Here is a 23,831-nt window from a genome sequence, read left to right as displayed (position 1 = left end):
ATGCTAGGTATATTCGGTATGCAGAACCTAAAAGATTGTTTCATCCCCCGAATTTTGAAAGGTGTTTGACAACATAACACCAACTTGTACTACCATTCAAATTCGAGATTTCTGCAGCAAACCTAATACGAACATGATCAACGATTTGTGGCGCAGCGGAATAGAGGTATATATCTCCTCAGGAGATTGACATTAATATTAAAGAATCTTAATCCCGACAATACAGTTCTAAGCCTTCCTTGCAAATTAAGAAGCCATCAGAATAGTACGAACGGTATCTAGGCTCGCTTGATAATGCCTAGAAGTTGTATCCATAAATACAAACTGTCTGTAGTCTGTGGACTTCAATTCATTAATGAAGTCTGGTACGATATTAGTTTAGTACAATGAACCTAGGTGAATTGATTTAATAAGTTGAAAAGAATAGTCTTTATTGACGAATCGTTCTCGATAACCTGCTTGAGAGATTTTAGCATAATCATCTTTGTCACTGTGGTATGGCTCATGATATTGGCAGTTGCAGCGTTCTTAATTGCGTTTGTGCCTTCATTTCAGGTTTTTTTAGATGGAAGCGGACGATTCAATAGGATATTGATGTCATCACTGCAGGCAGTAGTTGCAGTCGGAGTAATACTTTTGTTCATTTATGGGTTGGGCAGACTTAAGAATTACTACGTCACAAGAAAATTCTATTCATAGCTATCGGGGGTCGCTTCTTGTTATCCTAAAATGATGTCTATGTTTGACCCATGTGAAACAAATGGATTCTTATAAAACCTAGTCAAATGTTAATAAATGCGTAACGTGATCGAACGATCGTCGACTCATACCAACTATGGAACTATTGATGTCAGTCCAAAACCTGATACTTTGCGCGTGGCGATTTCAGAAGCAATTGTTACAGTAAGCCCGGGTAGTATCCAATTGGTCAAAAGTGGAAAAATTCCAAAAGGTAGCGTTGTTGATGCGGCGATCTTAGCTGGTACTTTGGCCGCAAAAAGGGCTTCAGATCTAATTCCGTTCTGTCATCCAATCCCAATAGATGATGTCAAGGTAAATGTAACCATAGCGGTAGACTCTCTTAAAATCACCAGTCAAGTAAAGAGCATATGGAAAACAGGTGTAGAAATGGAATCATTAACCTCTGTTGCAGTAGGGGCACTGACCATTTACGACATGCTCAAGCCAGTAGACGACTCAATTTCCATTGGACCAATTAGGCTAATTAAGAAGGAAGGCGGGACCAAGCAGGCTTCCAAAATCTTCAAAAAACGAACTACGGCGATCTTAGTGACTAGCGATTCTCGGGACAAGAATAAAGACAAATCTGGCAAATTAATATTCGAAAGGTTAGAAAGTGTTGGATATAATATAGTCTATTATGAAGTACTTCCAGATAACTTAGAACTGATTATGGACGAAATACGAACGCTGTGTGATAAGACGAAAGTGGACTTAATTTTGACATGCGGAGGTACAGGCATTGGATCAAGAGATGTCACTCCTGATGCGACACTAGAAGTGATCGACAAGGAAGTTAGTGGAATAGCTGATACAATTAGAGCACACGGTCAACGCAGGACTCCTTATTCGATGCTCTCTAGGGGAGTAGCAGGAGTTAGAAATAAAACAGTAATAATAAACCTGCCTGGTAGTCCCAGAGCCATATCCGAATCTTTGGATCCTTTACTGGGTGCTATCCATCATGCCTTTGAAATGCTCGAAAACCATAAACATTAGCTGCTTAACCTGATGTGATAACTACTACATGACTGTTCCACTACCAAATGATGATGGAGCAGACTTCAATTGATGGAAGCATCGAGCTACTTTTTAACCCATACCCCGACCCCGCTACCCATTTTTTCTTTTTTCCATATTGGAACTTCTCTCTTTATCCTCTCAAGTGCGTAACGACATGCTCGAAAAGCCTCTGGTCTATGAGTCGCGGAAACTGCAACAACTACGCTAATCTCTCCTAGAGAAAGATATCCAACTCTATGAATCAATTTCACCTTCAAAATCTTATACTTATTCGCCACAGACACTTCTATTCTCCTCATATCGTCTTCAGCCATATCCAAGTAGGATTCGTAACTCATCCCTATGATTTTTCCCATCAGGCCGTCTTGCCTGACAGTACCTATGAACATGACCGTAGCTCCAGCCTTTTTATCGCCGACCCAACTCATGACTTTGTTAAGCTGGATAGTAGCCTTTGTTATTCTCCTTACGTGAGGTGTATCTCCAGTCGACATACTATCCGCGCTACTATCCCCCGGTCACAGGGGGTATAATAGCGATTTCGTCTCCATCTTTCAAATGCAATCTCCTCCCCGCGATGGTCCTATTTACCGCCACCTGAAAGTTTAATTCTAATAATCTCGGATGAATCTTTCCGAGTTTTGTGATAAATTCGCCTAATGTTGAATTATTTGTGTAAGATATCGACTCTCTTGAAACACCAGCAACTTCCCTAATGTATGCAAAGTATAGTACCTTGAGCCTGATAGTCAAAGCATCCTCCTCTTTACTTCGAACGCTCACCTAGCAAATCTCTCTCTCCTGATACTAAACATTTTCTAAGTGGAGATAAGGACTAGACCTCTAGAGCCAACAAAAAAATATTATATCTATTCCAGAATCTATAAGACTAATGGAATAACTTGACCCTCCTTATTCTTAATGAAATGCCAAATGGCCATTGTATTACAAGGGATTATTAACAAAATGGGTCACAGAATGCCTTTTCATGAATTCAACATAAATGGCATACATGAGATCGGTATGTAACGTCTTATGGTGCCCATAGCGATAGGACAAAAAATTCATTATTATAAAAGGCTGCCATCTACACAAGATCTTGCGGTATCTATGGCGGAATCGGATACTCAAATATTGAATGGCACCGTAGTTTTGGCTGAGAGACAAGATAATGGTAGAGGTAGGCAAGATAGAAGATGGGTCTCGCCATCAGGTGGACTTTGGATGTCGATAATCTTGAAACCAACGCTTCGTGCAAATAGAAGCGCGTTAATCAATTTCATAGCGATATTGGCTATATGTGAGGCCATAGAAACAAAAACGCGTATGCAGTGCAAGGTGAAATGGCCCAACGATATTTTAGTCAACAATAAGAAAGTCTGCGGGATAATTGTGGACGCAGCGATAAAAGGAAATTATATTTATTACTCTGTTGTCGGAATCGGAATCAACGTAAATGTAGACATTCAAACAATTATTCAATCCTTGGGAGCTGATTCGAAAGCAGGCAAGTCTATTACTTCACTCAAAGCTGAGCGATCTGGCAGATTCGTAAATAGACGTTCCCTATTAGAAATTATTTTCGAGAGGTTAAACTATTATCTTAACTCGATCGAACACGAGAACGAATTAACCAGGGTGCTAGGCAATGTAACTCGTAGGCTAGAAGGCATTGGCAAGACTTTAATTATTAATAAAGTAAATTGTCGTACCACAGGACAACTGATCGGGCTTTGCTCCGAAGGTTCACTTATCCTGAGCGATGCCGACGGAGCTATATTTAAAATCTTGGGCCAGGATATCTCGATATAAATGCGATGTTTCCTTTAAATATTTAATGTTTAGACATTAAGAATATCTACCCATCGAACACAAGATTGTGATGTCATTAAGGTTTGTTCCCGTCTTTCGAGTAACCGCTACGGCACCAATTCTCTTTAAGGCATTGTAGCTATCATGCTTCCTCAGCGAAGTCATTAAACTAGTACGGCTCCTCTTTATTTTACGGATTGTTCTAGAGGTTAGCACGGCGCCGGCGGCTCTTGAATTTCCGTCAATTCCGTCGGTGCTCATACATGTTATTGCAACATCTAAATTCGGAGGAAACTCCCAATTCAATGCTGCAGACAATATTGCTTCCTGGTTGCGGCCACCGATTCCATTTACTTCAAGGTTAAGCCTGACAGTAGTCTCGCCTCCCAAAACTAGAGCACTTGATTTTTGTCGTAACAGAATGGCGTCACCCAAATTTGCAAGGAACATACCAAGTTCTCTGGCTTCGCCAGAGAAGGAAGAGCCTAAATACCTTACCACATCTACGTGTGGCTTAAGGTATCTTACTGCACTATTACACAAGCTTGTATTGTTACCTATGAGGATATTGTATACTTTATCGAACACTGGATCTCCTTCCTTTGGTGTCTCCTCAATTTCTCCTTTCATACCTCTCTTGATCGTATGAATAACTGGGCTTGCTGGACGCTGCCACAGTCCATATTTTTTAAGGATATTTGCACAATCTATATAGGTCGAGTTATCTGGGACTGTTGGTCCTGAGGCGATGCTGTCTACCGGATCATCAATAACATCGGACATGATCATTGTAGCTACCGTACAGCCCCTTGCTACGAACCTCATGAGTCTGCCACCCTTGACTTGGGATAAGTGTTTGCGTATTGTGTTAATTTCGTTGATACTTGCACCCACACTCAGTAGTGCTTTCGTGATCTCCCTTTTGGCCTTTAAGGAAAGACCATCTACAGGTAGAGGCAAAAGGGAAGACCCTCCGCCGGAGATCAAACAGATTACNGATAATTTTCTTTGTTCCTAGTGTGCCTGCTCTATCTGGCAAAGGATGACCTGCCTCTGTGATTTCCACCATATGGGTGCCTTTGCCTTTGACTATCCCTCGAGGAACAGTTATTGCGCCACCGCAAACCCTTGCCTCGAGTATGCAGGAAACCGCGTTGGACATTGCAGCCGTAGCCTTTCCTGCCCCAATTATGTATATTGAGTCAAATTTATCGAGATTTAATGGTGTTATTCTCCCCTGCAGATCGGATAGTGTTAATTGTGAACCCTTTAGTTTTGTAGCCCTTTCGACCAGCTTTTTGGGACTTGAATCTTGGAGAGCGAATTCATAGGCAGATAGCGCTGTTTCCAACGCCCGGCTAGGACCCTGGACGTGTTCTAGGGATTTTCTATTTAATATAGGATTCAACGAGATATTTACAGGCCCTCATGAATTAAAATCATGAGTCTTTTTTTTTGGTCTAGGGCAAACTATCCTTACTAATGCAACGTAAGAACTTGATCAGCGTTAACAGGTTTTATTAATTTTAAGGTAAATTTAAGCAATATTCGCAGGTCGGAGATTAATATTGATAAGTTCTGAGCCGTTTAATATTTACAAAAACGGGTCTGATGACAACATTTCTAGTTCCAACAGTGTTGTATTGGCCAAAAACCTCAAATAGTTAAAAAATTTTAAGAATTTATTATTTAGATAAGTTAATCAAACTAGTCTCCGGTTAAAACAAATTAAGCTGAAATTAGTTGGTAGTAGATCTTAAACTTAAGGGAATGGCTGGAAAGCGAGGACTCATGTTTGTCACATATTATGGCAAATCAAGGGCCTTCATCTCTAATTACTCTACTTGGCGCCAGTATAACAGCTATGGGAAAATAGTCGAATTAGCTTCCTCATTGTTGAGCCATGAATCATTACATTTGACACTTAACAAGTTCTCTCTATCTGCCTCAGCAAAGTTAGATAACCTATTTGGCCGATCGAATTTGTGGGAAAATTATCCTCATGGCCTAGGTGATCTAGATAGATTCAAGCACACAATTACTACCAAAACCAAGAACGGGCAGAAAATAGAAAGGCTTAAGACGCGAAAAGTCCGACGGACGAAAAACCTTCCTCAAGGCAATACATAAATTGTCTGCAATTGCATGTAACGTCGTTGGATGTTTAGGATTTATACTCAACAGGACGCGAATAATACCCTTCCTGAAGTAAGGAGAAAATTTAATGAAATTCTATCTCAGAAAAAATATGTCGTCGAGCTGCATGAGGATTTGCAAAGAACTATTGAATTCAATTCCGAGTTGGAAGAATTCATAGAGAAGAAGCAAGAGCTCAACGCGGCTGTGTCCGAGCTGTATAAATCTATAGAGGCTCTAGAGTCAATGGGAATAGTGATAAAGAGTGTAGAAGAGGGACTGGTCGATTTTCCATGCAAGCGGTTTGATGAGGAAGTGTGGTTATGTTGGAAGTTCGGGGAGAACGAGATCAAATTTTGGCATGCAAAGGAAGAGGGTTTTTTGGGAAGGAAGCCATTGCCGCCAAGAGGCTTCTCAGCCGAAGCAGATGACTTCTCAGATCTAAGATAGTCTGAGAAACCCGATTGTTAATCTCAATTTCGAGAGTGACATTACCACAAGGATGCTACAGGCAAAATAAACTCTACCAGTCCTGAGTGACGCTAGATATGAAAGTAAAAATACAAAAAATTGATTCGACGCATGATCAATTCAATATCTTTCAAAGAATATGCCAACATTATGACAGGGTGTTTATACTCGAGTCTCTTGATGGGCCAAAAACGCTGTCCGAGGTCTCTATAATTGGATTCGATCCAGACCTGATTATTTCGTGCGACACGAAAAAATTGAAGATCCGCGACCGTTCCGGGTTAGAGGAGGTGAGGGACGCCGTGGATCCCTTAGCTCAGCTTCGAGAATTCACTCCCTCGATCTCCGATCACAGGTACAGATATTTGGGTGGCGCAGTAGGATATGTCAGCTATGATGCGGTTCGTTTTTGGGAGAAGTTAGGCAAAAGGAGAATTTTGAAGTCCGACTTTCCGTTGCTTGAATTCGGAGTGTTCAGTGATGGAATACTTTATGATCATATGAAAGGGCAGCCTTACTATTTTTCACTGGGTTCGAAATCCCGGCTTGATGAGGTAAGAGAGATCATTTTAAATGACAAGATAGATTTCAATTTAGGGACGTTTTCATCAAGAAGTCCCAAACAAAATATACGCCGGCAAGAATTCATTGAAATGGTTGAGAGAGCAAAGAAATATCTGTATGACGGGGACGTTTTTCAAATTGTCCTCTCAAGACGAATTACATTCAAAACCTCAGGGAATCTCCTGGAAGTTTACTCGAGTCTAAGAGAAATAAATCCATCACCGTACATGTATTTTTTCAAAAACAAAGAGAGAGCAATAATTGGGTCTAGTCCGGAAATGCTTCTTAGGGTGACAGGCAACTTAGTTGAAACGTTTCCAATAGCCGGTACCAGGCCGGTTACAAGAAATATTTATGAAAATGATCGCTTAAAGCGGGATCTTCAAAATAATGAAAAAGAGATAGCGGAACACACCATGCTAGTAGACTTGGCACGTAACGACATCGGTAAAGTAAGCAAATTCGGGACTGTTGAGGTCAGACAGTTAATGAAAATAAAAAGGTTTAGTCACGTACAACATCTTATTTCTCACGTGACGGGCACTCTTCACCCCAATAATGATTCATTCGATGCTTTCAAGGCCGTTTTCCCTGCAGGGACTGTTTCCGGAGCTCCTAAGCCACGCGCAATGCAAATAATCGACGAGCTGGAACCAGAGATTCGAGGACCCTATGCAGGAGCCCTCGGGTATTTCTCTGCAAATGGCTCATGTGATTTCGCGATTGCTATCAGATCAATATTCGTAAATAGGAACACCGCTTTTGTACAAGCAGGTGCCGGCATTGTAGCCGATTCTCGCCCAATTAGCGAATGGCGTGAAACCACTCAAAAGGCTAATGCCCTCCTTTTGGCACTCAGGTTGAGTTCGAATATTGAAAGGCCAAAGTACGGCCTCAAATAGAATAATTCAAATCGAGATACCTAATCATTGGTCGGTGGTCTGGCATATCGATTTGATTTGTTGGTATGATATTCCACTGGGAGTGACGGGTCTTTTTGTCTACCTGTAAGTATGCCCACGACGATGTCATCGGCCTTAATAATGCCGTCTCGTCTAAGAACTCGTACCCCTGCTGGGACAGCACCTGAAGCCAACTCGCAGTCGAACCCGTTTAGACCGACGATAGACATTCCATCTGCCATCTCCATGTCTGAAACCCGCGTAACGACTCCATTAGTGAATTCAATTGCCCTTAAGGCTTTGATCAAATTTGCCGGCTTTCCAATCTGAATAGCAGTAGCTCGAGTCTTAGGAGTCAAGCCCTTGCCATCTTTATAATGATAATACCTTTCTATCATTTCCAGATCTGGTCTGCCGTTATTCCAACTAAGAGGCTTGCTCTCAAATTTGCTATTCACAAGGTCATATAATGAGCTGGCACCTTCTGCATTAATTACTGCAATCCTTGGGATTTTCCTTATCCATCCCCATTCAACCAGTTCGATCAGGCATTTACCACAACTGGAGATATTACCCAATGCCCCTCCTGGATATACAATCCAGTCAGGAGGATTCCAATCCAGATGTTCCAACACCCTATACACTATTGTCTTTTGTCCCTCGAGTCTAAATGGATTGAGTGAGTTTACTGTGTACCCATGGCTTAGCTTTGAATCAGCGAGGGAAGCAGCAAGGGCATCATCAAAGTTTCCTTCCACTTGAATAACTTGTGCCCCAAACTGGAACGCTTGACCTAGCTTACCTGGTGCAACTTCTCCTTTAGGAATGTAAACGTCGCATTCCATGTTTTCGTTGGCAGCATACATCGCTGCGGATGCTGAGGTATTACCTGTGGAAGCACAGACTAGTTTTTTTACCCCCAGCATTTTTGCATGGGTGACTGCGGTAGACATGCCGTTATCCTTGAACGAGCCACTTGGGTTGTAGCCCTCTGGCTGTAAGAAAAAATTACTGTTTGGCATTAATGCATACTCAGCAACTTTTGTCATAGTGTACGGCTTGGAAAGCCTACCTTCGGCACCGTCTAGAGAAACTAGAGTTTTTGCACAATCACTGATACTGTTTGTATCTATCCCCGAGAAATTAAGTAGGTCTCTGAACCGCCAAACCCCACTTTCATCATAAATATTTTCTCTGTGATTCCGCCGGTCAAAGAATACCTCAGTCAGTCTCTTGGATGGCAGTTCTGAATAAATAACATCAACAAGAAATCCGCAAGAGCATCGGTAAATATCATTATCTATCTCGAAAGATAATCCGCATGAAGGATTAATGCATCTTTTGGTAGATGTACCTTTCATAGCCAGAATTTATCTAGATTCTATTTAGAGTTTTATGCTTGCATGGTGTCTCAACATGTGCAGTATAGAATAACGATTCAAAACATCCGAAATTATATGCAGCACTTTCATCTATTAGACAGTTTATCGCATATTTTCAACAACTGTTGGATTACGCCGTCCATGTCATCCTCTTTGACATCAGGAGAGACACCATGTTTAAGGAGGTTGCTTACGGTTGTTGAAATTTCAGAACTGACCTCGTCGAAGCTGTCTACATCTGTGTAGGATTGTTGATAAAGCCGTCTGAGTTTCGTAGCATACATTTGAGTTTGATCATTAAGTGTCACCTGATAAAAATTGCTATTTACCTTGATTTTTTCCTTAATCATGTAGATTCTCTCCTCTGCTTCGCCTTTAAAAAACTTGCCTACTATTAGGATCGGCCTGAATTCCGACACATCATATTTTTCAGATCTTCATTCTTCAAGCTTATGCGAGAATCGTTTTATAGTTTAGACACCATCTCAGATCTTTTTAGTAAGGTCATGAACCTAATCAGCCATCGCAACAACTTAATGGATGTTACAAGTCCTCATGTAAATCGATTAATAATTGCCCCCATTGAGGCAACAGTGCTTATGGTTGACTGTCTGCAAGCTTTTTGGTCTTTATAATTTGTCCTATGCCCTTTTATTGAAAACACGAGGAGAAACAAAAACAGGTCATAGATCTTTGAAGAATCGTTCTGAAATCGAAATAATGGCTTCCATTCTAAGATCTGCAACCAAGGATTGGGAGTACAAGACAACAATAATGACTAATGCCATGGTATCACATTCACAGTTAATACGCTACCTTGCAATTGCTGTTGAAAGGAGACTTGTAACCTATTCTGAGGCTACCGGTCTATATAGAATCACCGACGATGGACTGATGTATTTAGACAAGTATGAACAACTGCTTAGGCTCTTGCCTACGATTCCGGAGTTCTCAGAAATAAACCGTTCTGAGGAGTTACAACAAGAAGTTTAATGCTCACCAATTAGAACGTAAAGTCTTCCATAATCAACTGTTTACGAACAGGCTTGCTAAAATCTTTCTTTTGGAGGTGCAAAAACATATCTATTGCATTACAATAAACTGTTCTGACGACTAACTATTGCAAGAGGCTCAAGTCCGAGTTAAGAGAATCCGTGAAAAGACATCTTAGCAGTACCCTTTTACTTTCAGGCGGTTTGGATAGCAGTATTCTTGCTGAAATCGCAAGGCCCAGCCAAACTGTGACGGTCGTATGGGATGATAATTCTCCAGACCTGAGCTATGCCAGAAAGATAGCCCTTAGGCAAAGGACAAAACATACGGAAGTTAGACTCAATAGGAATGGATATTTGTCCAAGGTTCTCAGGACCGTAATCGGAAGTTTAAAGACTTTTAGTCCGATAGAGGTTCGAAACTCTGTGGTATCGTGTGCTGGACTAATGGTTGCCAAGCAGCTTGGCTATGAAGATGTGATGACAGGTGATGGATGCGATGAGCTATTCGTGGGGTACAAATATCTTGGAAAATATTTCCAGGATTTGGATAGATTAAACTATGAAATGAATCGCCTTTGGAACATAATGCAATTCTCATCCAATGTGCTCTCAAAAACTCTTGGAATAGGCCTGATGACACCGTTTCTGGACTCGCAATTTCTTAGCTACGCCACATCCGTACCGTTATCCGAAAAAATTGGAGAACATTCTGGAAACTGTTGGGGAAAATACATCTTGCGAAAATGCTTCCAGAGGGAGCTTGGTTACGACTTTGCTTGGCGGAACAAAATGGCACAGGAGGAGGGAGCAGGAACGGTAAATTTGAAAACCCAGTTTGAAAATGGTTATGATGAACGAACATTCGGCATCAAAATAAGATCGGCTCTAAATGAACGTGTAAACATATCATCCAAAGAGCAACTTCACTATTACGGAATTTTTAGATCATATTATTGCCCTCCTGCAAATGAAGAGTGCTTCGACTCCAGGTGCCCAAAATGCTGCGGTTGCGTGTCTTCTCATGATACGTATTGTAAGATCTGTGGATCGTTTCCTATAATTCCGATTACGCTGCCTCACGATTAGAGTCATATCAAAATCAGGGATTGCGTAACCTCCGGGTCTAGTTACCGCGGTGACAAATTATTAAGACACATATTGCTTTTTAGATAAACCATGTGATGGATATAGGTGCCAGTTTACGGATGTCTTTTGGAAATAAATGGATAAAACCTCATGCGGAGAATGTCGGCAATAAACTTCTTGATGGGTTTAAGCCACAGGCTCCACTTAAGCCTAGAATAGAAGAAGCACAGAGCAGGTTGCATCTTCAGATCTCAAAACTTGATAGCATTTCTATTAAGATGCAGGAAAAAGATCAACTTATATTTAAACGAATTGTTCTTTCAGTCCAAAATCACGATGCCCATTACGCAAGGGTATTGTCCAGCGAGTTATCCCAAGTGAGGAAAATGAATAAAATGGTGATCTCTGCCAAGTTGGCTCTCGAACAAATTCAGCTAAGGTTAAACACTATTACTGAGTTAGGCGACGTTGTTGTGACTCTTAGCCCGGCAATGTCCGTGATAAAGGGAATACAAGGGAAACTTTCATCGATGCTGCCAGAGGCAGACCAATCGCTAGGGCAGATATCAGATTTATTGGGAAGCATCATGAATGAGTCAGGACATATTCCGACCGCTGATGTGGCTCCAAGCAGCCCAGGTCTAAACGAAGATGGAGTAAAAATAATTGAAGAAGCCAGTGCAATAGTAGAAGAAAGCATGAAAGAGAAGTTCCCGGATCTACCATCAACTGTGCAAAGTAGGAAAACAGAAGCCTCTTTGTTCTAGAATAGAGCAACATTAGCTCGTTATTTGCGGCCAGTAGCAATTCCCGCTATCTCCTTTTTAATTCTCGAAATAGTAGGATAGCTGTACCCTATTTCTCGATATGAGCGTATCATTGCCTTCCAGTTATTAAGCCTCCAACTCGCTTGTTTACGGTTTAACAAAAAAGTCTCCCTTTTTACTATGCTCTTCCGTCCAGGCATAAGGTACCCGCCAGAGATCGCTCTTTCACGTTTATAAGCAAAACGCAAACCGAATAATACCATTTGGATTGGAAGCGACTCTAGGTAGAGTCGCAGTTCTGCCTGCTGCGCTCTCGTGAGCCGCAACTCGAACGTGTATGGTTTAGATTCCAAAGACTATGGGTTTTATTTGCGCTCATATTTATTTCTAAATTCGAGTTTAGCAACATTGGATAGAAACAACAAGCTTGCAAATTCTTTTGGCTATATTAGCCCGTTTCTTTTGCCTACGTATTCAAAGCAATTTAGAGCCACCTGGATGTCAGTATATGTATGGTCAGAGGTTATGCTCAACCTTATTCTGGCATTGCCCTTGCTGACAGTGGGATATCTGATAGCCTGAACGAAGATTCCATTGTTAGTTAGCCCGCTGGCGAAGTTAACAGCCTTCTTTTCATCTCCAATCATTACTGGAATAATTTGGCTGGCGCTCTTCCCAATCGAAAAACCAAGGGCAGCCAACCCTTTAGTAATTAGTCTAATATTTCTAAATAGTCTCTTTTGCAAGTGTCCCTTTAATGCAAGCGGGATTGCAATTAGAGAAGCGACACACAAATGCTCAGGTAAGGCAGAAGTGTATATTAGTTGTCTTGACTTATTTATTAGCAATTCTCTAATTGGATTTGAACAAGCCACATATCCGCCAAAACATCCTAGACCCTTGCTCAAACTACTCACGCTCATATCTATCCTTTCATTTACATGAAAGTGTTCAGGGATACCAGCGTACGAACCTGGCTGGCCGAATACAAAATCTCCGTGGGCATCGTCGACGATTAAAGTTGCGTCATAATTCTTTGAGATAGAGCAGATTCTGTCCAATTTAGACAGGTCTCCATCCATACTAAAAACTCCTTCAGTAATGACAATCTTGTCACCGCGGGTCGAATGTAGAAGCTTTTCTAACTGCTCCTCATCATTATGAGCAAATACTTTCACATTAGTGCGACTAAGTCTGCATGCATCTATTATACTTGCATGGTTCAATTCGTCGCTGAATATCGTCGCTCTATTCCTAGACAGTGTAGAGATAAGGCCTAAGTTTGCCATGTATCCATTCGGATAAAGAAGACCCGCCTCAGTTTTTCGGTGTCTTGCAATGGTTTGCTCCAATTCCAACAATATAGGCGAATTGCCAGCTACCAATCTGGAACTACACTGTGAAATAGTCCGCAAGGATTGTATTGTGCCTGCGACGACACGCCGGCTACTGGAAAGCCCTAGGTAGTCATTCGTACAAAAATTAATCTTCTGTTTGCCATTTACGATTGCTTTGGAGCCAATCGCCTCCACTATAGGAGGAGATCTAAATAGATTTCTTTCCTTAAGATCAGAAAGCTCATTGATCACATCATGTATGGAGACCAATTTCCCGGATCATTTGAAGGTCCTTGCTTGCCTTGTTTCCATCGACAGTTAGATAGCCACCAGTTATTAAGCCATTTGCACCGGCTCGCAGTGCAGTTCTCCCCTGGTCACTGAAATGGACCTCCCTTCCCCCTGCGATTTTCAGGATTGTAGTTGGCATTATAAAGCGCCAAACTGATATTGTTCTTAAGATGTCATCAGTCGAAATGTGTACCGTATCTTGAAAGGGTGTTCCCTTTTGAGCAACCAAAATGTTTAATGGAACCTCTTCTGGGGCAAGTGATGCTATTGAGAATCCGAGTTCGACTCTCTGTCGGATAGTTTCTCCCATACCGATAATACCCCCACAACAGAGTTCAAGACCTGCGTCTTTGACTATTTTTGCAGTTCTCACTCTATTTTGGAAATCATGAGTTCTACAGATCTTAGCAAAGTAACTTTCAGATGCTTCTAGATTGTGATTGTATCGTTTAACCCCAACGGCCTTTAGTTCGCGAGCCCTATCGTAAGTCATGAAACCAAGTGAAACGTTAACATTAATGTCGACCATTTTTTTAATTTCGGATATGGTCTCACATATTCTTTGAAAGTCATTTTCTGGAGGTTCGCGATATGCACAAACTAGACAAAAACTTGATGCGCCAGCCCTTTTAGCAGCCTCTGCCTTTTCCACTATTGCTTTTTTATCCAGTAGTGGATATTTGTTGATCCAGCTACTATAATGCGAGGATTGCGAACAAAACGAACAATCCTCTGGACAGTTCCCTGATTTTGCATTCAGCAACGTTTCAACATCAACCTTGTGCGAATTAAATGACCTTGTGATTTCGTTTGCACACTCCGCCAAAGTTAGCACCTCATCAGTTGAAAGCAGAGCTTCAGCATCATCAAAAGAAATGTTTGATCCTCTGAGTATATCATTCATAATATCGCGAATGAATTGGCTTTCGTTCATTGTAAATAAAAAATATCCTGTATGTAATTAACGTTTTGAAGATAAACCAAAATACCGTATATTTCAGAACTCGAATATAGAAATAATTTTCACCGCTTATCTTTATTATCAACCACAAAAATGGCCATATTTTCGGATTCAGGTTAGGGGTTTTTGCTCTATTTGTGATAATATACATAGATGATCTTCCAAAGATTGATAATGGGTGATCGAGATTCGTGAAACGATTTTCGTCAGATGAGGCATCTACTTGGAGTGTGTGTAAACGGGTCCATTAATACACATGCAAGTAAAGGGTACCATTTATTTACATGGGCATAAACAGTAAGTAAAGGTTCGTCTAACCCTTTTTAGACACGTTATCGTACAATATTAACAAAATTATAGTTAAAGTGGTAGGTATTCATTAGCCATGAAATACGCGTTTGGATACCTGAGAGTTAGCACTGACGATCAGACTATTCTAAACCAAAAATTGTTCCTGCAGAAATGGGCATCGGAACATGGCTATACAGTAATCGATTTTTTCGAAGACACTTCTACTAGCGGCAAGATCCCTGCGATAAAGCGAAAGGCATTTCAGGAGCTTCTATCGATAGCTAAAGATGCAGCGATAGACGCTGTTCTTGTTTATGAGCTGTCGAGAGTAGGCAGGACCTTCTGGGATACTCTGGATGCGATCAAGGCTATTGAGGAATATGCACCGTTAATTTCATGCTCACCGCGAGAATCATTTCTAGAAAATACCGAGCCTAGCATCAGAAGGCTTATGATCGGCATCCTGACTTGGGTTGCTGAAAGGGAACGGGAGATGTTGGTGCAGAGAACTAAGGACGGCATGGCTAGAGCAAAAGCATCAGGGATAATCGCGGGAAGACCCAAAAAGACAGTCGATAAGGATAAATTAATTAGACTTCTTTTAGCTAATACTCCGAGAACAAAGATCGCGGGTGCGCTAGGAGTTTCTAGGGCGACCCTCTACAAAGAACTGCGACAAGGCCCTATTTGCACTCTTTCTCGATCCTCTTTACTAGACACATCTGGACATCCATAATCCTTCTTAAATCCCTCCTAGAAATGGCTAACGGGGGTATGACTACCATAGTATTGCCTAGCGGCCTGAGGATGACCCCCATTTTCATGGACTCATGCATAACAAAGTACTGTAAATTCTCATTGTTCTGCATGATGGTAATAGGTTTGTTGTTCTGCTTTAACTCAAACGCTGCAAACAGACCCTTCTGTCTTGGGTTGGATACGATCGGCGAGTCTAATTCTTTGAGCCTCTTGCACAAGTAGTGTGCATTATCTCTTATTCTTTCTATTAACTTGTATTTATTGAATAACTCAATGTTTGTGATTCCTGCAGCGCAGCCAACAGCATGGCCCGTAAATGTATGTCCATGGCTAAAGTGCTTACCATCCTTGTACTGTCCCAGAAATGCATTATAGATCTCCTCAGTAGTAAGAGTGACAGCAAGAGGAGAATAACCTCCAGTAAGCGCCTTCCCGAGACAGACTATGTCAGGCCTGGACTGTTGCGCAATATATTCTACCATATTTCCTAGTCTTCCAAATCCGGTTGCAATTTCATCAAGAATAAAAAGGAGACCATATTGCCTGCATAGCTCAGAAATTCTTCTCTGGTAGCCTTTTTTGTAAATTATACCACCGCCAGCAATTTGTGCTCCGCTCTCCATGATCAATGCTGCACACGAGTCCTTGTGTTCAGAGACAATTTTCTCTACATCTTCCAGGTCTGAGTTGCTATCATCAGCAGTTGTTTGATCTGATGCCCTAGGCTTCGGAGCTTTGTAAACTTTCAATAGGAGATGCCTGTAGGGGCGAAAAAACTTTGGTAAATAACCAAGAGACATCGCGCCGAAAGTGTCTCCGTGGTATCCATTTTCGAGAGATATAAAGTATTTTTTTTTCCGCTTCCCCTTGTTGTGCCAATATTGGACTGCAATTTTCATTGCGACTTCAATTGCGGTCGAACCGTTATCAGAATAAAAGACCTTTTGCATGCCCTTACACAACATTAACAGTCTTTGTGCAAGAATGACTGATGGCGCACTGGCTAGGCCGAAAAGCGTTGAATGTGGTACTGTCCGAATCTGTTTTGACATGCTCTTGAGTACTTCATTGTCACTGTGTCCCCAAACATTGCACCACATGCTGGCAATCCCATCCAAATATTTTTTTCCTTTGCTGTCGATGAGGTAAAACCCTTTTGCATCTACTATCACCTTATTATCCCATCTCATCCAATCCAGCATTTGGGTATACGGGTGCCAAACATACCTTTTGTCCGCGTCAATTAAGTGCATCTTAATTAGTTGCAACGTGTTACGGTAATAACTACTCTATGAGATCAATTATTGTGACTGGTACAGATACTGGAGTGGGTAAGACTACAGTGGCAGCCGCACTGGCCCGCAGCCTCCGGTCTAACGGCATCAACGTGGGAGTTATGAAGCCTTTTGCAGCATCTAATGAGAGGTACTCAGATAAATACCGCTCAGAAGATACTGCTATTTTGGCTGAAGCTGCCAGTGTAGATGAGTGTGATCATGAAATTAATCCTTTTTTTTATTCCTTGCCAGCGGCTCCATTTGTCGCCGCATCTATTACGGGGGAAACAGCGATAGCAGTTACGGCAGCTGTAAGCTCTTTAGAGAAAGTTGGAGCTAAACATGATTTCCTTATAGTAGAAGGCATCGGAGGCTTAATGGTTCCTTTAACTGAAGAGGAAACATTTGCGGACTTTGCGAAAGCTGTCAACGCTCCGATGCTAATAGTTGCTAGTTGCAAGATAGGTACGTTGAATCACATACTCCTAACTCTTCGCGTCTCAAGAAATTATGGATTGAGAATAGCTGGTTTGGTGCTTAACGGTTTCCCTCGTCGGCCAGATGTAATAGATAGACGACTAATAGATTCAGTGAAAAGGTTATGCGATGTTGACTTAATTTGTACAATACCGAGATTAAGTCGGAAACTACAATCACAATTTGAATTGGATGATAAAATTCTTGAAAAGATTTTGGCAATTTGAATGCAACTACAACGCCTATTCAAAGCCCTAAAGGTTGATTTAACCTGTAATCGCCGAATGATTCTAGCCTAGGAAAAACTGTGAACAACTCGTTTTGAAGTTGTAAAATGTGCCATACTTTTTTATACAAAACAGTATGATTTGGAGGACAATGAAGGCAATTATCTTGGCTGGAGGATTAGGCAAGAGATTGAGACCATTGACGGATGAAAGGCCAAAACCAATGATTGAAGTATCAAACACTCCTATAATCGAGTGGCAGATTAGATGGTTCAAACAGCATTGCATCAACGAAATTCTGATATGTGTCGGCTATCTCAAAGAACAAATTATTGATTATATCGGCAGCGGGAATAGGTTTGGAGTCAAAGTTGGTTACGCCGTAGAGGAGGAACCATTAGGTACCGGTGGTGCACTGAAGAATGCAGAAAGCCTACTCGGGGGACTAAAAGATGACGGGTTTTTCATGGTGAATGGAGATATACTCACAGATCTTGACCCCAATGCACTACGCGCGAGCGACACCGCGTCGCTTGCGCTAGTACCATTAAGAAGCCCTTATGGTGTAGTTGAGGTTGATGAGCAGTCGAACGTGATGGGCTTTGTTGAAAAACCTATTATCAAAGATAAATGGATTAATGCTGGGGTATACCATTTTACCCGTGAAGTATTTGAGTATTTACCTGAAGTTGGAAATATCGAAATTACAGCCCTACCGGAAATGGCAAAATCCAAAAAATTGCTTGGCAGACGCTACTTGAGTTCATTTTGGCGCTCGATTGACTCTCATAAAGATATAGAAGAAGCTGCTAAAGAGTTGAAATCTTCCTCCTCCTTTTTTTAATGTCTGCCGTAAAGATTGGCTATAGCCTGGGCAGCCTGTTGTCTATAAGAGATGTCCTTGCCATTTCAAAGCTTGCTGACTCTAGAGAAGTCGATTCCTTGTGGATTCCTGAGTCGTGGGGTCGCGAAGGGTTTGCCACATTGGGCGCGATTTCACAGTTGACCAGCAAAGTGCGATTAGGGACAGCAATCCTTAGCGTATATGCAAGGACACCTGCAACTGTTGCTATGGCTGCAACCACGATAGACATGCTTTCAAACAACCGAGCTGTAATGGGCTTAGGTGTCAGCACAGAGGCTATTGTGGAGAACTGGCACGGAATCGAATTTTCGAAGCCATTGCGACGAATACATGAATACGTGACCTGCCTCCGCCGAATGATAACTGGTGAAACCGTAAATTATTCCGGATCGTTTTATAAAATTAATAATTTTAAACTACTCTATAGGCCACAACGCTCTGAGATACCTATCTTCATGGCAGCAATAAATAAAAGGATGGTGTCCCTTTCCACCCAAATTGCAGACGGTATACTACTGTATCTAAGGCCTTATGACGAGTTGAGGCGAACCGTGCAAAATATTAAATCAGTTAGAAAGAAAAGTAGTGGATTTGAAATTGCAAGTGTTGTTATTTGTTCAATTTCAAATGACCGACCACTGCTGGCCAGACAAAGAGCTGCACAGACACTAGCATTTTATGTTTCGGTTGGGAAATATTATAATAGGTTTTTAGCCGCTAACGGATTTGCCCAAGAAGTTCTCGAAATCTCAGATGCATACAGGCTTAAGGGACTTAGCGAAGCTACGAAACATGTTTCGGAACGCATGCTAGACGCCCTAACAATTTCGGGCAATTCCCAGCAATGCTTAGATTCCTTTAATGACCTTCGTTCGTGCGGGCTGACAACGATAATCTTACAGGTAAATCCAGTTGGAGACCCAGAAACTTCTTTTAGGGAGATGCTCGCGACTTTTTGTGATGAACGACGTGGCCATAATTGACTGTGACACATCCAAATTTAGCAGATCATCAGATGAGGCCTTCTTCGAAAAAGCATGTGAGCCGTGTGTAAACATTCTAGGAAGACAGTATTTGGAAAAAGAAGATATAGACGCTGTGCTATTTTCAAGTTGCTCAGTTGAACAGTATTCTGCGTCGATTGTTTCTGAGATGTTGGGTCTTAGACCCAAGGTTTGTCATAGGATTGATAACCTATGTAGCTCTGGAACTAATGCAATCGTCTCTGCATTTTCTCATATTGCCTCCGGCCTATGTGATACTGTGCTAGTTGTTGGAGCGGAAGAGGCCAATACCCCCGGTCGAAAGCTGAACTGGGACGTGACTAGAGGTGAATACGGCCTTCCTATCTTTTGGGCATCATTATTCGCTAAAGCACATATGAACAAATATGGAACTACGGAGGAGCAAATGGCCTTAGTTTCGGCAAGGAATCACTTAAAAAATCCTAATGCTTTATTCAGGAAACCTATAACTCCCGCAGAAGTTTTAAAGTCTAGAGCGATAGCCCCTCCATTAAAATTATTAGATTGTTCTTCCTTATGTACTGGTTCATCGGCTCTTTTGCTTGCCTCGAAGTCAAAGGCTAAAATATTGAGCGAAAACCCTGTTTGGATAAGAGGTATTGGTCAACGAACGAGTGGAGCCTCCTTCTCAAAAATTGGGGCAGATTTAACGTCTATTATTGCTACCAGGGAAGCTGCCGAAGAAGCATATAAGATGGCTGAGATTAAGCCAAGTGGGATTGACGTAGCTGAATTACATGATGCATTTACCATCCTGGAGATACTTGCATATGAAGATCTAAAGTTCGCAAAGAAAGGTGAAGGTGGGAAATTTGTTGAACAAGATGAGATCATCTTTGATCCACGAGGCGGAATATTAGGATGTGGTCATCCAATAGGTGCTACTGGAGTAGCCCAAACCGCAGAAATAGTGTTGCAGCTTGGAAATAGAGCGGAGCAACGACAGGTAAAGGGATGCAAGGCAGGATTAGTGCAGAATCTAGCTGCCGCTGGTACCTCTGCAACAGTTTTGGTACTGGGTGTAGATTCATAACGATAACGAAGGAGTTTTTCGATTTTGCTAGGGCTGGGGAATTCAGGTTAACTGTGTGTGTACGATGTCACAAGACCATATGGCCAAACTCTTCTTTCTGCTGCTATTGCTTCTCTCGAACGGCGTTCAAAAAAATTGACTCCTATGGAATTATCGAAGAGGTGTCCATACGTCCCGTAGGTTCAAGAAATGAAGTATATGGTGTGGATTAGAGTCATCGGAACATTATTTGTGAATGCCTCGCCTGGAGGCAAAGTTCGAATTGAAGAGTGTGGCATAACAACTGATGGCTGTTTCTTCTGTCGTTTTGAATCTATAGATTCAAACGATAAGGTCTAAGAACACGTTAATTCATATAGCCCAAATTATACCTAGGAGTAAGAAATAATGAGCTATGATAGGTTTGTCGACGAGAGGCTACTCACAAGCCGTGACACCTTAAACAAATATCAGCTCAAAATGAAGATTCTAGATATCGATGAAGGCGCGAGAGATTTTTCTCAAAGATTTGGTCGCCGAGTCTTAGTGAAGAAGGCTTTGTTGACAATAAAACACATAGTCACAGAAGAAATTGAGGAAAGGGAACTAGACATAGAGGAGCTCGAAAAACGAATTAGGAGAGAGAGACTGTTCTCATCATCTAATCGATGGGTCTCTCCAAATGAGATCAAAAATGGTTACGTGTTGGCTTCTAAGCATTTGGAGCTTCTTGCGGATGCGATCGCCTTGGATGTCATAAGCTTCGAGTGATCGTGATATTACATACTTTACATTAAAAATAACGCGCCGCTGATCAGACTCGAACTGATGACCCACTGGTTAACAGCTGAACTCCAAGTGTGGAACCACAACTGAATTTGCTCTACCATGCTGAGCTACAGCGGCGCACTGTACAACCTATTCAAGCACAAAATAAATGTTATGTTGTGATTATCAGGGCTAGAACTCTTTAATCCCGCGCGACTAAGCCTTCATACAAAATTGAATATGTATTTCAAAACTCGAATTCTGAAATAAATGATCTGTTTTTGGTCTTTTTAGGTCATACCCCTACTGCCTTTGAATAGATAAATAGACCATCAAGAAACACTCTCTGATCCTTGCCCCGCATTTTAGTTGATGATTCTATGTTAGCAGCCGTTTGAGATACATCTTCCACGCTTGGACCTTGAACTATCACGTCATCACCAGTTATTGTGACCTTAGTGGACTCTCCAACTATTTTGGAGGTACGAGGTGATCTTTCACCGAAGTAATTTTCCACATTGACTTTATCGCCTTTGATTTTCACTGATATAGGAAAATGGGCATTTACTATTTTGAGCTTGTATGTAAATCCCTTTTCGACTCCAATTAGCATATTTCTTACCAAACTTCTAACGGTATTTGTAATAGCAAGATCCTTCTTCCTCTTTCCATGAGGTCTAATAGAGATTCTTTTATCTACAATCTTGATGACGACAGGGATATTCTTAATGTCCTTTCTCAATGTACCCAACTTTCCCTTAACGGTGACTACGTCTCCTTCGATTCTCGCATTCACATTCTCCGGTACTAAAACTTCAGCCTCAAAATCATCTTTAGAAGATGTAGCCAATTAAGACGCCTCCTATTCCTTGTGCCTGGGCCTCATGATGAGACATAATTCCAGAACTAGTAGATACCAGGATTAATCCCATATTATATGCAGGCAAAAACCTCCTTTCCCATCTCAAGTAGCTATCTTTTCTTACACTGAAACGAGGCGTTATGATACCGCATTTGTTTATTTTGGCCAATAGCTGAATCCTAAATTTGCCAGTGCGTCCATCGTCGATTTGCTCAAATTCGCCAATATAGCGGTGTTTCTGCATTACGCGCAATACGTCGCTAGAAAATCTTGACGCTGGGATCACAATGCACTCCTTCTTTCTTCGAGATTCGTTATTATGTATGGTAGTAAACAAATTTGATAGAACATTCAAGGCCGGCATGATCTAACCACTACTCTTACTCATATTTGTCAAAGCCCAAGGTAACAGCTACTTCTCTAAAACACTGTCTACAAAGCATGAGATCGTATTGTTGTATGAGACCGGTATATGAACCACACCTCTTACACCATCTTGTTCCTCTCCCGTGGGCAAGCTTCTTCCTTCCGGTTTCTGCATAATCACGAGGCTTAGGTTTCGGCATTAGACTACATTCACCCCGAACTGCTCTCTAAAGAATTGAATTGCCTCAGTCCGAGTCACCCTGTGATGGTGTCCAATGATCTTAGGATTTCTCCTTTTTGCAATTGAATAGCCAGGGCGAGTTAGCGCGATGCTTACGTCCATACCGAAGATACCAATATCAGGATTATATTTAGTGTCAGGTAAATCAATATGTTCGTGGATACCTAAAGATAAATTCCCGAAATCATCGAAAGAAGATAACTTCAGATTGTTTCCTTTCGCCGCAATAACTCGCCGCAAAAAGCTAATTGAAGCGTCGTGTCTAAGGGTTACTACGGCAGCAATCGGTTCCCCTTTATGAATGCCAAAATCCCTTACGGAATTTTTGGCCCTTTTGGTGGTCGGCAGTTGTCCAGTTAGTTCTTCCAAGCCGCGCTTTGCCCTTTCAAGTGGTTCACCTGACTTTCCTACTCCAATATTAATTACAACCTTGTTTATTCCGATTTTCTTCATCGGATGCACTTTAGGCTCTGGATCTAGACTCATTGGCATCAGCTTACCTTAATTGAGGGCGTCTCAAGTCCAACTGCCATCACCATGTCTGCAGGTAGTTCAACTGTTCTGTTTTCCAAAGAAAGGATAGCACGTTTTGGGAGGGAAAATAGCCCATCCTTTATATCCTCAATTCTTCCCAAGCTACCTGCATTATCTCCACTGGTAATTAGCCCTATACTCCCCTTTTGGAACTTCACTACATCTTGGATCATCATTTTTTCTAGATTTATTAAGCAGGTATCGCCTACGGACAGTGACTGGTCACTTACAATAGTATTACCATCGTGAAAACCATACTGCAATTTGCCTCCTCTGATACTGACCTTAGATGATATCTTTGTGAACTTTAGTCCTTTTTCATTATCTGCAATCTCAACAGGTACCAATAGTTTTGAATCTTTTGGAACCAAGCGGAAATATTGTCGCGCGGGAACCAATTCCAACACATCCATCAAGCCAAGCGGAAAATTGATATCCATCCTTACCTTGCCGTCTACTTTAACTTTGCCTTTCGATAGAACTTGTCTGGCTTCGCGCATATTGGCCGCCCTCTTCAGTACATCTCTAAGGAATATTCCTAGTGGGTACGATTTTTGTCTCTTGTGTGGTCCAGGAGAGGAATTTAACACGAATCGTTTCTGCTTCCTGAGGATTTCCCAGTAAATTGGCGCCGATTGTCTTTTTAATCGCGTGTCGCC

Annotated in this window: 29 protein-coding genes, 1 tRNA gene and 1 pseudogene; 15 read left to right on the top strand and 16 right to left on the bottom strand. The window is 41.6% G+C overall.

What is annotated here, in order from left to right; translation table 11 throughout:
• Positions 1-414: 414 nt before the first annotated feature.
• Entirely contained in the window at positions 415-699 is a 285-nt protein-coding gene (locus tag DYY65_RS03170) for a hypothetical protein (protein WP_162476542.1), read from the top strand.
• Between the two features lie 96 nt (positions 700-795).
• Positions 796-1,740, top strand: a complete 945-nt coding sequence (moaCB, locus tag DYY65_RS03165) for a bifunctional molybdenum cofactor biosynthesis protein MoaC/MoaB (RefSeq protein WP_162476541.1) — start codon at positions 796-798, stop codon at positions 1,738-1,740.
• Between the two features lie 86 nt (positions 1,741-1,826).
• On the opposite strand, the gene DYY65_RS03160 is transcribed toward moaCB, so the two are convergent.
• Entirely contained in the window at positions 1,827-2,258 is a 432-nt protein-coding gene (locus DYY65_RS03160; protein ID WP_162476540.1) for a molybdenum cofactor biosynthesis protein MoaE, read from the bottom strand.
• Positions 2,259-2,271: 13 nt separating this feature from the next.
• Positions 2,272-2,547 (bottom strand): MoaD/ThiS family protein, encoded by a 276-nt coding sequence (locus tag DYY65_RS03155; protein WP_162476539.1) that lies wholly within the window; start codon positions 2,545-2,547, stop codon positions 2,272-2,274.
• A 252-nt stretch (positions 2,548-2,799) separates the two neighbouring features.
• Between DYY65_RS03155 and DYY65_RS03150 the strand changes: the two genes are divergently transcribed.
• Entirely contained in the window at positions 2,800-3,576 is a 777-nt protein-coding gene (locus DYY65_RS03150; RefSeq protein WP_162476538.1) for a biotin--[acetyl-CoA-carboxylase] ligase, read from the top strand.
• A gap of 36 nt (positions 3,577-3,612) precedes the next feature.
• Here DYY65_RS03150 and DYY65_RS12375 read toward each other — a convergent pair whose 3' ends face one another.
• Both DYY65_RS12375 and DYY65_RS03140 read right to left on the bottom strand, forming a co-directional pair.
• The gene (locus DYY65_RS12375) at positions 3,613-4,026 is read right to left on the bottom strand and encodes an MOFRL family protein (RefSeq protein ID WP_236561633.1); all 414 of its coding nucleotides are present in this window, start codon (positions 4,024-4,026) and stop codon (positions 3,613-3,615) included.
• Between the two features lie 267 nt (positions 4,027-4,293).
• Positions 4,294-4,927: pseudogene (locus DYY65_RS03140) on the bottom strand (glycerate-2-kinase family protein); the annotation flags it as partial.
• Between the two features lie 392 nt (positions 4,928-5,319).
• On the opposite strand from DYY65_RS03140, the gene DYY65_RS03135 reads away from it, so the two are divergent.
• From DYY65_RS03135 to DYY65_RS03125, 3 genes are all read left to right on the top strand, one after another.
• The gene (locus DYY65_RS03135) at positions 5,320-5,706 is read left to right on the top strand and encodes a hypothetical protein (protein ID WP_162476535.1); all 387 of its coding nucleotides are present in this window, start codon (positions 5,320-5,322) and stop codon (positions 5,704-5,706) included.
• A 30-nt stretch (positions 5,707-5,736) separates the two neighbouring features.
• The gene (locus tag DYY65_RS03130) at positions 5,737-6,162 is read left to right on the top strand and encodes a DUF2203 domain-containing protein (protein WP_162476534.1); all 426 of its coding nucleotides are present in this window, start codon (positions 5,737-5,739) and stop codon (positions 6,160-6,162) included.
• Between the two features lie 98 nt (positions 6,163-6,260).
• Entirely contained in the window at positions 6,261-7,649 is a 1,389-nt protein-coding gene (locus DYY65_RS03125; protein WP_162476533.1) for an anthranilate synthase component I family protein, read from the top strand.
• A 20-nt stretch (positions 7,650-7,669) separates the two neighbouring features.
• Here the strand turns inward: DYY65_RS03125 and DYY65_RS03120 are convergent, their stop codons facing one another.
• Together DYY65_RS03120 and DYY65_RS03115 are read right to left on the bottom strand one after the other, a co-directional pair.
• Positions 7,670-9,010 (bottom strand): threonine synthase, encoded by a 1,341-nt coding sequence (locus DYY65_RS03120; RefSeq protein WP_162476532.1) that lies wholly within the window; start codon positions 9,008-9,010, stop codon positions 7,670-7,672.
• A 107-nt stretch (positions 9,011-9,117) separates the two neighbouring features.
• Positions 9,118-9,381, bottom strand: a complete 264-nt coding sequence (locus DYY65_RS03115; protein ID WP_162476531.1) for a hypothetical protein — start codon at positions 9,379-9,381, stop codon at positions 9,118-9,120.
• A gap of 343 nt (positions 9,382-9,724) precedes the next feature.
• Between DYY65_RS03115 and DYY65_RS03110 the strand changes: the two genes are divergently transcribed.
• From DYY65_RS03110 to DYY65_RS03100, 3 genes are all read left to right on the top strand, one after another.
• Positions 9,725-10,024: a winged helix-turn-helix domain-containing protein gene (locus tag DYY65_RS03110; protein WP_236561629.1), complete on the top strand. Its 300-nt coding sequence runs from the start codon at positions 9,725-9,727 to the stop codon at positions 10,022-10,024.
• Between the two features lie 113 nt (positions 10,025-10,137).
• Positions 10,138-11,112 carry an asparagine synthase C-terminal domain-containing protein gene (locus DYY65_RS03105; protein WP_236561632.1) on the top strand — a complete coding sequence of 325 codons (975 nt, stop codon included), beginning with the start codon at positions 10,138-10,140 and terminating at the stop codon, positions 11,110-11,112.
• Between the two features lie 119 nt (positions 11,113-11,231).
• Positions 11,232-11,879, top strand: a complete 648-nt coding sequence (locus tag DYY65_RS03100; protein WP_162476528.1) for a Snf7 family protein — start codon at positions 11,232-11,234, stop codon at positions 11,877-11,879.
• Positions 11,880-11,899: 20 nt separating this feature from the next.
• Here the strand turns inward: DYY65_RS03100 and DYY65_RS03095 are convergent, their stop codons facing one another.
• From DYY65_RS03095 to bioB, 3 genes are all read right to left on the bottom strand, one after another.
• Positions 11,900-12,232, bottom strand: coding sequence for a hypothetical protein (locus tag DYY65_RS03095; RefSeq protein WP_162476527.1), 333 nt, complete (start codon positions 12,230-12,232; stop codon positions 11,900-11,902).
• A 90-nt stretch (positions 12,233-12,322) separates the two neighbouring features.
• Positions 12,323-13,486, bottom strand: a complete 1,164-nt coding sequence (locus DYY65_RS03090) for an aminotransferase class I/II-fold pyridoxal phosphate-dependent enzyme (RefSeq protein ID WP_162476526.1) — start codon at positions 13,484-13,486, stop codon at positions 12,323-12,325.
• Positions 13,470-14,441 (bottom strand): biotin synthase BioB, encoded by a 972-nt coding sequence (gene bioB / locus DYY65_RS03085; RefSeq protein ID WP_162476525.1) that lies wholly within the window; start codon positions 14,439-14,441, stop codon positions 13,470-13,472. Before bioB ends, DYY65_RS03090 begins: the two co-directional genes overlap by 17 nt.
• 412 nt (positions 14,442-14,853) lie before the next feature.
• Between bioB and DYY65_RS03080 the strand changes: the two genes are divergently transcribed.
• Positions 14,854-15,495, top strand: a complete 642-nt coding sequence (locus tag DYY65_RS03080) for a recombinase family protein (RefSeq protein WP_162476524.1) — start codon at positions 14,854-14,856, stop codon at positions 15,493-15,495.
• Here the strand turns inward: DYY65_RS03080 and bioA are convergent.
• Positions 15,443-16,786 carry an adenosylmethionine--8-amino-7-oxononanoate transaminase gene (bioA, locus tag DYY65_RS03075; RefSeq protein ID WP_162476523.1) on the bottom strand — a complete coding sequence of 448 codons (1,344 nt, stop codon included), beginning with the start codon at positions 16,784-16,786 and terminating at the stop codon, positions 15,443-15,445. The two genes, DYY65_RS03080 and bioA, sit on opposite strands and share 53 nt — an antisense overlap.
• Positions 16,787-16,809: 23 nt before the next feature.
• Between bioA and bioD the strand changes: the two genes are divergently transcribed.
• The 5 genes from bioD (at position 16,810) to DYY65_RS03050 (ending at position 21,172) form a co-directional block, all read left to right on the top strand.
• The gene (bioD, locus tag DYY65_RS03070; RefSeq protein WP_162476522.1) at positions 16,810-17,499 is read left to right on the top strand and encodes a dethiobiotin synthase; all 690 of its coding nucleotides are present in this window, start codon (positions 16,810-16,812) and stop codon (positions 17,497-17,499) included.
• A 151-nt stretch (positions 17,500-17,650) separates the two neighbouring features.
• Positions 17,651-18,343, top strand: coding sequence for a nucleotidyltransferase family protein (locus DYY65_RS03065; protein ID WP_162476521.1), 693 nt, complete (start codon positions 17,651-17,653; stop codon positions 18,341-18,343).
• Positions 18,343-19,347 (top strand): LLM class flavin-dependent oxidoreductase, encoded by a 1,005-nt coding sequence (locus DYY65_RS03060; protein WP_162476520.1) that lies wholly within the window; start codon positions 18,343-18,345, stop codon positions 19,345-19,347. Before DYY65_RS03065 ends, DYY65_RS03060 begins: the two co-directional genes overlap by 1 nt.
• Positions 19,325-20,422 (top strand): thiolase family protein, encoded by a 1,098-nt coding sequence (locus DYY65_RS03055; RefSeq protein ID WP_162476519.1) that lies wholly within the window; start codon positions 19,325-19,327, stop codon positions 20,420-20,422. The genes DYY65_RS03060 and DYY65_RS03055 overlap by 23 nt, the downstream gene beginning before the upstream one ends.
• Before the next feature lie 387 nt (positions 20,423-20,809).
• Complete coding sequence (locus DYY65_RS03050; RefSeq protein ID WP_162476518.1) at positions 20,810-21,172, top strand: hypothetical protein; 363 nt, start codon at positions 20,810-20,812, stop codon at positions 21,170-21,172.
• A 34-nt stretch (positions 21,173-21,206) separates the two neighbouring features.
• On the opposite strand, the gene DYY65_RS03045 is transcribed toward DYY65_RS03050, so the two are convergent.
• The 6 genes from DYY65_RS03045 to DYY65_RS03020 form a co-directional block, all read right to left on the bottom strand.
• Positions 21,207-21,307 (bottom strand) — tRNA-Leu (locus tag DYY65_RS03045).
• A gap of 157 nt (positions 21,308-21,464) precedes the next feature.
• Positions 21,465-22,019 (bottom strand): 50S ribosomal protein L6, encoded by a 555-nt coding sequence (locus DYY65_RS03040; RefSeq protein WP_162476517.1) that lies wholly within the window; start codon positions 22,017-22,019, stop codon positions 21,465-21,467.
• Positions 22,003-22,395, bottom strand: coding sequence for a 30S ribosomal protein S8 (locus DYY65_RS03035; protein ID WP_162476516.1), 393 nt, complete (start codon positions 22,393-22,395; stop codon positions 22,003-22,005). Before DYY65_RS03035 ends, DYY65_RS03040 begins: the two co-directional genes overlap by 17 nt.
• Positions 22,396-22,411: 16 nt before the next feature.
• Entirely contained in the window at positions 22,412-22,597 is a 186-nt protein-coding gene (locus DYY65_RS03030) for a 30S ribosomal protein S14 (protein ID WP_162476515.1), read from the bottom strand.
• On the bottom strand, positions 22,597-23,124 hold the full coding sequence (locus DYY65_RS03025) for a 50S ribosomal protein L5 (RefSeq protein ID WP_201449289.1): 528 nt from the start codon (positions 23,122-23,124) through the stop codon (positions 22,597-22,599). Before DYY65_RS03025 ends, DYY65_RS03030 begins: the two co-directional genes overlap by 1 nt.
• Before the next feature lie 5 nt (positions 23,125-23,129).
• Positions 23,130-23,831, bottom strand: a 702-nt coding sequence (locus DYY65_RS03020) for a 30S ribosomal protein S4e (protein ID WP_162476513.1), incomplete at its 5' end; no start/stop codon positions are given.

This window comes from Nitrososphaera sp. AFS (assembly GCF_009898475.1).
In the GTDB taxonomy this organism is placed as follows: domain Archaea; phylum Thermoproteota; class Nitrososphaeria; order Nitrososphaerales; family Nitrososphaeraceae; genus Nitrosopolaris.
Note: the sequence above shows the minus strand (reverse complement) of the source record. Positions and strands in the feature narration are given on the sequence as shown.